This window comes from Actinomyces polynesiensis, assembly GCF_000820725.1.
Taxonomy (GTDB): domain Bacteria; phylum Actinomycetota; class Actinomycetes; order Actinomycetales; family Actinomycetaceae; genus Pauljensenia; species Pauljensenia polynesiensis.
The window spans coordinates 1-7,943 of sequence record NZ_CCXH01000189.1 but is presented as its reverse complement, the minus strand read 5'-3'; the positions used below and the strand labels follow the sequence as shown (position 1 = coordinate 7,943).

Annotated in this window: 4 protein-coding genes; 2 read left to right on the top strand and 2 right to left on the bottom strand. The window is 70.7% G+C overall.

The window, feature by feature from the left end; genetic code table 11:
• Positions 1 to 1,992: M13 family metallopeptidase (locus tag TA90_RS08015; protein ID WP_043535680.1), on the top strand; the 1,992-nt coding region annotated here is incomplete at its 5' end.
• A gap of 600 nt (positions 1,993 to 2,592) precedes the next feature.
• Complete coding sequence (gene pepN, locus TA90_RS08010) at positions 2,593 to 5,178, top strand: aminopeptidase N (protein WP_043535677.1); 2,586 nt, start codon at positions 2,593 to 2,595, stop codon at positions 5,176 to 5,178.
• Between the two features lie 199 nt (positions 5,179 to 5,377).
• Here pepN and TA90_RS08005 read toward each other — a convergent pair whose 3' ends face one another.
• Both TA90_RS08005 and TA90_RS08000 read right to left on the bottom strand, forming a co-directional pair.
• Positions 5,378 to 6,007, bottom strand: a complete 630-nt coding sequence (locus TA90_RS08005) for a GNAT family N-acetyltransferase (RefSeq protein WP_043535675.1) — start codon at positions 6,005 to 6,007, stop codon at positions 5,378 to 5,380.
• A 173-nt stretch (positions 6,008 to 6,180) separates the two neighbouring features.
• Positions 6,181 to 7,548 carry a PTS transporter subunit EIIC gene (locus tag TA90_RS08000; RefSeq protein ID WP_082031574.1) on the bottom strand — a complete coding sequence of 456 codons (1,368 nt, stop codon included), beginning with the start codon at positions 7,546 to 7,548 and terminating at the stop codon, positions 6,181 to 6,183.
• Positions 7,549 to 7,943: the final 395 nt, after the last annotated feature.

The window sequence follows — 7,943 nt, the reverse complement described above, 5'->3', positions numbered from 1 at the left end:
GCCCATGTCCTCGACCCCGCACTGATGGACACCTCCGTGCGCGCCCAGGACGACTACTTCCGCCACATCAACGGCACCTGGCTCAGGGACCACGCCATCCCCGCCGACCGGCCCATCGACGGGGCCTTCTACGCGCTGCGCGACCTCTCCGAGGAGCGCGGGCGCGCCATCGTCGAGGACGCCGTCTCCGGTGCCATCGACGACCCGGACGCCGCGCGCCTCGCCACCGTGTACGGCCAGTTCATGGACGAGGACGGCATCGAGGCCCAGGGTGCGGCCCCCCTGATCCCCGAGTTCGACGCCATCGCCTCCGCGACCACCGCCGATGGGCTGGCGGCCGTGGGGGGACGCCTCATGCGCTCCTCCGTCTCCCTGTTCTTCGCCCCCTACGTCAACAACGACATCAACGACACCACCCGCTGCATCACCTACCTGACGCAGGCGGGGCTCGGCCTGCCCGACGAGTCCTACTACCGGGAGGACAAGTACGCCGACACGCGCGCCGCCTACGTCGCCCACGTCGGGCGCGTGCTGACGCTGGCGGGCGTCGTCGACGAGGGCGGCGCGGACGGGGCCGCGCAGAAGGTCATGGACTTCGAGACCCGGCTGGCCTCCCACCACTGGGACTCCGTGAAGAACCGCGACCCCCAGCTCGCCAACAACCCCCGCTCCTGGGCGGAGGTCACCTCCCAGAACCCCGGGTTCGCGTGGGACGCCTGGGCCCGCGAGCTGGGTCTGGACACATCGGTGCTGGACACCCTCAACGTCGACCAGCCCGACTTCCTGGCGGCGGGGGCGCGCCTGTGGGCTGACACCGACCTCGAGGTGCTCAAGCTGTGGCTGCTGCGCAAGGTGGTCGACGCGCGCTCCCCGCTGCTGTCGCGGGCCTTCGTGGAGGAGAACTTCGACTTCTACTCCCGCACCCTGGCCGGCACCGAGGAACTGCGCCCCCGCTGGAAGCGTGGTCTGGGCCTGGTGGAGGGCACCCTGGGCGAGGCCCTCGGCCGTCTCTACGTGTCCCGCCACTTCCCCCCGGAGTACAAGCAGCGCATGGAGGACCTGGTGGGACGCCTGCTGGAGGCCTACCGCGTCTCCATCACGGGCCTGGACTGGATGGGTGAGGCCACCAAGGCACGCGCGCTGGAGAAGCTCGCCACCTTCAACCCGAAGATCGCCTACCCGCCGAAGTGGCGTGACTATTCCGGGCTGGAGCTCTCCCCGGAGGCGACGCTCGTCGACAACGTCCGCGCCGCCGAGGCCTTCGAGCTGGACTGGGAGCTGGGCAAGCTCACCCGCCCGGTGGACCGCGACGAGTGGCTCATGACCCCGCAGACGGTCAACGCCTACTACAACCCACCGATGAACGAGATCGTCTTCCCCGCCGCGATCCTGCAGCCCCCGTTCTTCGACCCCGAGGCGGACGACGCCGTCAACTTCGGTGCGATCGGCGCCGTCATCGGGCACGAGATCGGACACGGGTTCGACGACCAGGGCAGCCAGTTCGACCAGGACGGCAACCTCAACAATTGGTGGACCGACTCCGACCGCGCGGAGTTCGAGGCGCGCACCAAGGCGCTCATCGCCCAGTACGACGCCTTCACACCCCTCGAGCTGGCGGGGCGCCCCGAGGGGTACCACGTCAACGGCGCCCTGACGATCGGGGAGAACATCGGGGACCTGGGCGGCCTCACCATCGCGTGGAAGGCGTGGCTCGCCTCCCTGGCGGACCGCGGGATCGAGGGCGCCTCCGACGCGCCCGTCATCGACGGGCTCACCGGTCCCCAGCGCTTCTTCGCCGCGTGGGCGAGGGCGTGGCGCTCGAAGGCCCGTGACGAGTTCGCCATCCAGTTGCTGGCCATCGACCCGCACTCCCCCTCGGAGTTCCGCTGCAACGGGGTCCTGCGGAACCTGGATGCCTTCGCCGACACCTACGACGTGAAGCCCGGGGACGCCATGTGGCTGGAGCCGACCCAGCGCGTCCGCATCTGGTGAGGTCCGCTCACTTCCACTGCTGAGGTCCGCTCACTTGTGGCCTCGAGGTCCGCTCCCCCGCCGCATGGCACGGGGAGCGGACCTCATGTGTCGAACAGGGCGGACCTCATGTGTCGAACAGGGCGGACCTCAGCACGAGAACAGAGCGGACCTCAGCCGGACTGGGAGGCCGAATTCCCGCTGCGGGGATCCGCCGGCGTCGGCGGCACCTGTGAGGTCGACGGATCCGGCACCGGGCTCAGAGCCACGTGCGGCCGCTGGTCGGCCGGGCGTTCGTCCACCGAACAGGCCGCCAACGCCGAGAGGACCACTGCGGCGGCACACAGGGCGCCCGCCGCCCTCGCCAGCCGACGCGTGCGCACCTCGACGCCGGGCCACACGCCCCGCGGGTCGCGGCGGGGCCGTCCCGCACGCGGGGAGCCCGCTCCACCAGAGTGCGACACCCCTGTCTCCTCCCCACGCGCCCCGGCGGGCGCGACCTGCGCCCATGCTAGGGCACCCCCTGTGTGCGTTCGCGGCGGGCCCGTGGGAAGATGTGGAGTTGGGCGTGCCCTCGCGGGCGCGCGATGTCCCATCCCGCAACCCAGGAAGGTCGTGCCCATGCCGGGTCTGAACCTCACCCGCGACGAGGCCGCTCAGCGCGCCGAGGTCGTCTCCGTCTCCCACTACGACGTGGATCTCGACCTGACGGGGGGTGACCGGGACTTCCGTTCCCGCACCACGATCACCTTCGACGCGACCGAGGGTGCCTCCACCTTCGTCGACCTGGTGTCGAACTACGTCAACTCCATCACCCTCAACGGTGAGCCCGTCGACACCACCGCCCACCAGGACTCCCGCATCTCGCTGTCCGGCCTCGCGGCCCACAACACCCTCGTCGTGGACGCCGAGTGCCAGTACATGCACACCGGCGAGGGACTGCACCGCTTCGTGGACCCGGCCGACGGCCAGGCCTACTGCTACTCCCAGTTCGAGGTGCCCGACGCGCGACGCGTCTACGCCACCTTCGAGCAGCCCGACCTCAAGGCCACGTTCACCTTCACGGTCACCGTGCCCGAGGGCTGGACCGTGTTCTCCAACGCCCCCACCCCCGGGCCCGAGAAGGGCGAGGAGGGCTGGCGCTACGCCTTCCCGGAGACCGAGCGGATCTCCACCTACATCACCGCCGTCGTCGCAGGCCCCTACCAGGGCGTCACCGGCTCCCTCACCTCCGCCGACGGGCGCGAGATCCCGCTGGGCGTGTGGTGCCGGGCCTCCCTGCTGGAGCACCTCGACGCCGAGGCGATCCTCGACACGACCCGCAAGGGCTTCTCCTTCTACGAGGACCGCTACGGAATCCCCTACCCCTTCACGAAGTACGACCAGATCTTCGTGCCCGAGTACAACGCCGGTGCCATGGAGAACGCGGGCTGCGTGACCTTCCGCGACCAGTACATCTTCCGCACCCGCCCGACCTCGGCCCAGCTGGAGACGCGCGCCAACACGATCCTCCACGAGCTCGCCCACATGTGGTTCGGCGACCTGGTCACCATGGAGTGGTGGAACGACCTGTGGCTGAACGAGTCCTTCGCCGAGTTCATGTCCCACCTCGCCCTGGCCGAGGGCACCGAGTGGACCGATGCGTGGATCGGCTTCCTGCTGCGCAAGGACTGGGGCCTGCGCCAGGACCAGATGCCCACGACCCACCCCATCAAGGCCGAGATCCGTGACCTGGCCGACGTCGAGGTCAACTTCGACGGCATCACCTACGCCAAGGGCGCCTCCGTGCTGCGCCAGCTGGTCAGCTACGTGGGACGCGAGCAGTTCTTCACCGGCCTGCACGAGTACCTCACGGCCCACTCCTACGCCAATGCCACCCTCGACGACCTGCTCGGCGAGCTGGAGAAGGCCTCCGGACGCGACCTCGCCCGCTGGTCGAAGGTCTGGTTGGAGGAGGCCGGCGTCACCCTGCTGCGCCCGACCATCGAGGTCGGCGAGGACGGACGCATCACGCGCCTGGCCGTGGAGCAGTCCCCCTTCACCCCCGGCTCCTCCCTGCGTCCCCACCGCCTCGCCGTGGCCGGGTACTCACTCCCCGCCAGCACGGGCGAGGGCGGGGCGGCCGACGAGGGCGACTCCGTCGTGCGGGTCTTCCGCGAGGAACTCGACGTGGACGGCGCGAGCACCGACGTCCCCTCCGCCGTCGGGATCCAGCGCCCCGACCTGATCCTGGTCAATGACGGCGACCTGGCCTACGCCAAGGTCCGCCTCGACCCGGAGTCGCTCGCCTTCGCGACGGCGAACATCACGAAGTTCTCCGACTCCCTGACCCGCAACATCATCCTGGGCTGCGCATGGGACATGGTGCGCGACGCCGAGATGGCACCGCGGGAGTTCCTCGACCTGGCCATCGCGGCCCTGCCCGAGGAACGCAACATGTCGATGCTGCAGCTCAGCCTGCGCCACATCGACGAGACGGTCCGCAGCTACGTCTCCCCGGCCGCCCGGCCCGAGGCGCAGGTCTCGGTCGGTGACCGTCTGCTCCTGCTGGCACGCGCGGCCGCTGCCGGCTCCGACCAGCAGCAGATGCTGGTGCGCGCCGCCGCCCGCAACGCGGTCACGCCCGAGCAGTTCGCCGCGGTCCGGGCCCTGTTCGACGGTTCCGACACGCTCGAGGGCCTGGACATGGACGTCGACCTGCGCTGGGACCTCCTCATCGCGCTCGTGCGCGGGGGCGTCGCCGACGAGGCCGACATCGTGGTCCAGGAGGCCACCGACCAGACGATGACCGGCAGGCAGAACGCTGCTGCCGCCCGTGCCGCGCGTCCCGACGCCGCGGTCAAGGCCGCCGTGTGGGAGTCGATCCTGCGCGACCAGTCGATCGCGAACGACACCCGTTGGGCGATGGTCTCGGGCTTCTGGACCCAGGCCCGCACCACCCCGGAGCTCTACGTGCCCTTCGTCGCGGACTACTTCGCCTCGCTGGAGCAGGTGTGGGCGGACAACACCTTCCACACCGCGGAGGACCTCGTCACCCTGATGTTCCCCCAGGCCCTCGCCGGCTACGTGGAGGGGGTCGACCTGGCTGCGGACGGTCAGGCCTGGATCGACGCCCACCCGGAGGCCTCCGCGGCGCTGGTGCGCATCCTGCGTGAGCGGATCTCGGTGGTGGAGCGCATGCTCTCCGCCCAGGCCGCCGACGCCTGACACGGAGGACCGGGCGACAGGTCCCAGGTCGGAAGGGGGGCGGGCACCGCGCGGTGCCCGCCCCCCCTCCGTGCCCCCACGCAGGGGGCTCCCGGCTCGTCCCCATGCCGCCAAAGGCGGGAACACCCGGGGACTCCCGGGTGGCTGGCCGGCGGACGGTCGCGGACGGACGGGTGGTGTCGGACGCGGGCGGGTGGCGTCAGCCCCGGGCGGCGAGCTTGGTGGCGATGCGCTCCTCCAGGTGCTGTCGCACGCCCGGCCACTCGGCCGCGGTGACGGAGAACATCGCGGTGTCACGCGGACGTCCCTCCTCGCCGTCGGCGAGCGAGGGCTGCCAGTTGCGCAGGATCCCCTCGAACCGTCCGCCGATCGCCCTGATCCCGGCGCGGGCAGCACTGTTGCGCACGTCGGTCTTGATGTCGACGCGCACGACCTCCCAGTCCTCGAAGGCATGGGTGAGGAGCAGCAGCTTGGACGCGGAGTTCACGGCGGTCCCCCGCATGTCGGGGGCCAGCCACGAGCTGCCGACCTCGACGGCCAGGAGACGCCCGTCCGGCCACGTCCGGGGCGTCAGGAAGGCGGTGTGGCCCAGGACCCGGCCCGTGGCGACCTCGACCTGGGCGAAGGGCAGGTAGCCCCCACCCGCCTGCCGCTCCAGGTTGTGGCGCACGTAGTCCTCCACCCCCTCGGGGGTGGGGACGGTGGCGAGGGACGGCGTGGCGCGGGCTCCCTCGGCGGCCAGCACCAGGCCGGGGACGTGGTCGGTGCCCAGCGGCTCGAGTCGGACGAGGTCCCCCGTGAGCTGGACGGGGACGAACTGATCAGGCATGGCCACAGCCTAGGGTCCGGACGCGTCCCGGGCAGGTGGTGCACACGGGCCGGACGCACCCCGGCCGACCGGACCCCGCAGTGCACCGCGCAGCACCCGGCCCGTGACGCGGGGACCCCGGGGAGGGAGCCTCCGCTCCCCTCCCCGGGGCCCCCGGGTCGGACCGACCGGAGTCAGTCCTGGTCGATCAGCGGGGGGATGTCGTCGTCGTCGCGGAACGCGTGCTTCGCGGCGGGCGGGGTGCCCGTCCCGGAGGTGGCGGTCGCCCCCTCCACCGCAGCCTTGCCGGTGCGTTCCTTGGCGGCCGCCTGGCCGGCCGCGAAGGCGTCCGCGCCCTCCTCCACCTCACGACCCGGGGTGGCGAAGTGGAACTTCACGATGAGGAAGCGGAAGAGGAAGTAGTAGATCGCCATGAAGACGAGGCCGACGAGGATGATCGTCACCGGTCCCCTCAGCCACCCCCCCGAGTAGTCGGCGGACTTCGTGGCGTTGATCGCGAAGTCGGTGAACCCGGCCGAGAAGCTGAAGCCCATCTTGGCGCCGAGGAAGTTGACCACCGCCAGTGACAGGCCCGTGAGGACCGCGTGGATCGCGTACAGCGGGAAGGCCACGTAGGCGAAGGAGTACTCGAGGGGCTCGGTGATGCCGGTGAGGAAGGCGGTGGCGGCGACCGACACCATGAGTGCGGTCGTGGCCTTCTTCCGTTCCGGGAACGCCGTGTGGGCGAAGGCGAGGGCGGCCCCCACCAGGCCGAACATCATGATCGGGAAGAACCCGGTCATGTAGGAGCCGGTCCAGCCCGAGGTCTCGCGCGTCCCGTTGAGGAAGCAGGTGAGGTCGCCGTGCAGGGTCTCCCCGTTCTGCGAGGAGGTGCACGAACCCAGCTGGAACCAGGGGATCGAGTTGAGCAGGTGGTGCAGGCCGAAGGGCACCAGCAGGCGGTTGGCAGTGCCGAAGACGAAGCCGCCGAGCACGCCGTTGCCCTCACCCATGAGGAAGCCGCCGAGCTTCTCGTTGATGAGCCAGTTGAAGGCGGGGTAGAGGAACCCCATGACGATCGCCAAGGCGGTCGCGTACACGGAGACGACCATGGGCACGAAGCGTCTGCCCCCGAAGAAGGCCAGCACGTCGGGCAGCTTCTGGCGGTAGTGCCTCTCCCAACTCTTGGCGGCGATGATGCCGATGAGGATGCCCCCGAGCACCCCGTAGTTGATGGTCTTCGGGTCCCCCGCGCCCGTCCACTGGGCCATCACGTTGAGGACCCCGGCGAAGACCAGGTAGCCGAAGAGGCCGGCGATGCCGGTGGAACCGTCGGAGCGCTTGGCCATGCCGATGGCCACACCGACGGCGAAGATGATCGGGAGGTTGTCGAAGACCGCACCACCGGCGGCACTGAGCACCTGGGAGACGGGGTCGTGCCAGGTGCCCAGGTGGGCGGCGAGTCCGGTGACGGAGCCGTCCTCGTTGACACGCCCCAGCATGTCGGGCTGGCCGAAGCGCAGCAGCAGACCGGCTGCCGGAAGGGTGGCGATGGGGAGCATCAGGGACCGGCCCAGGCGCTGTGCCCAGGAGAAGGCCGATGACCTCTTCTTCTTCTGTGTCGCGTTCTGTTGTGCCACGGGAGCCTCTCTCCTGCGGCCGCACCACCAACTGCGGTGTGGCCGCACGTGTGTGATGGGGATGCCCGCCGCCGTCCGGTCGCCCGGTGCGGCTGCGGGAGCGGGTGTGACGCACGCAACTCCCGGTCGCGTCCAGCTGATTGTGCTACAAGACCTTGACAAGGGCAATGACCCGGGCGGCCGTGTCCCGTCCCGCGCCGCGGAACCATCCCGGTCCGGCCCCCGCGGGGGCGGGCGCGGGCCCCCAACGGGACGGGCGCGGGCTCCCCGCGGGGGCGGGTGGAGGTCCCGCGCGGGAGCAGGCGGAGGTTCGCCCA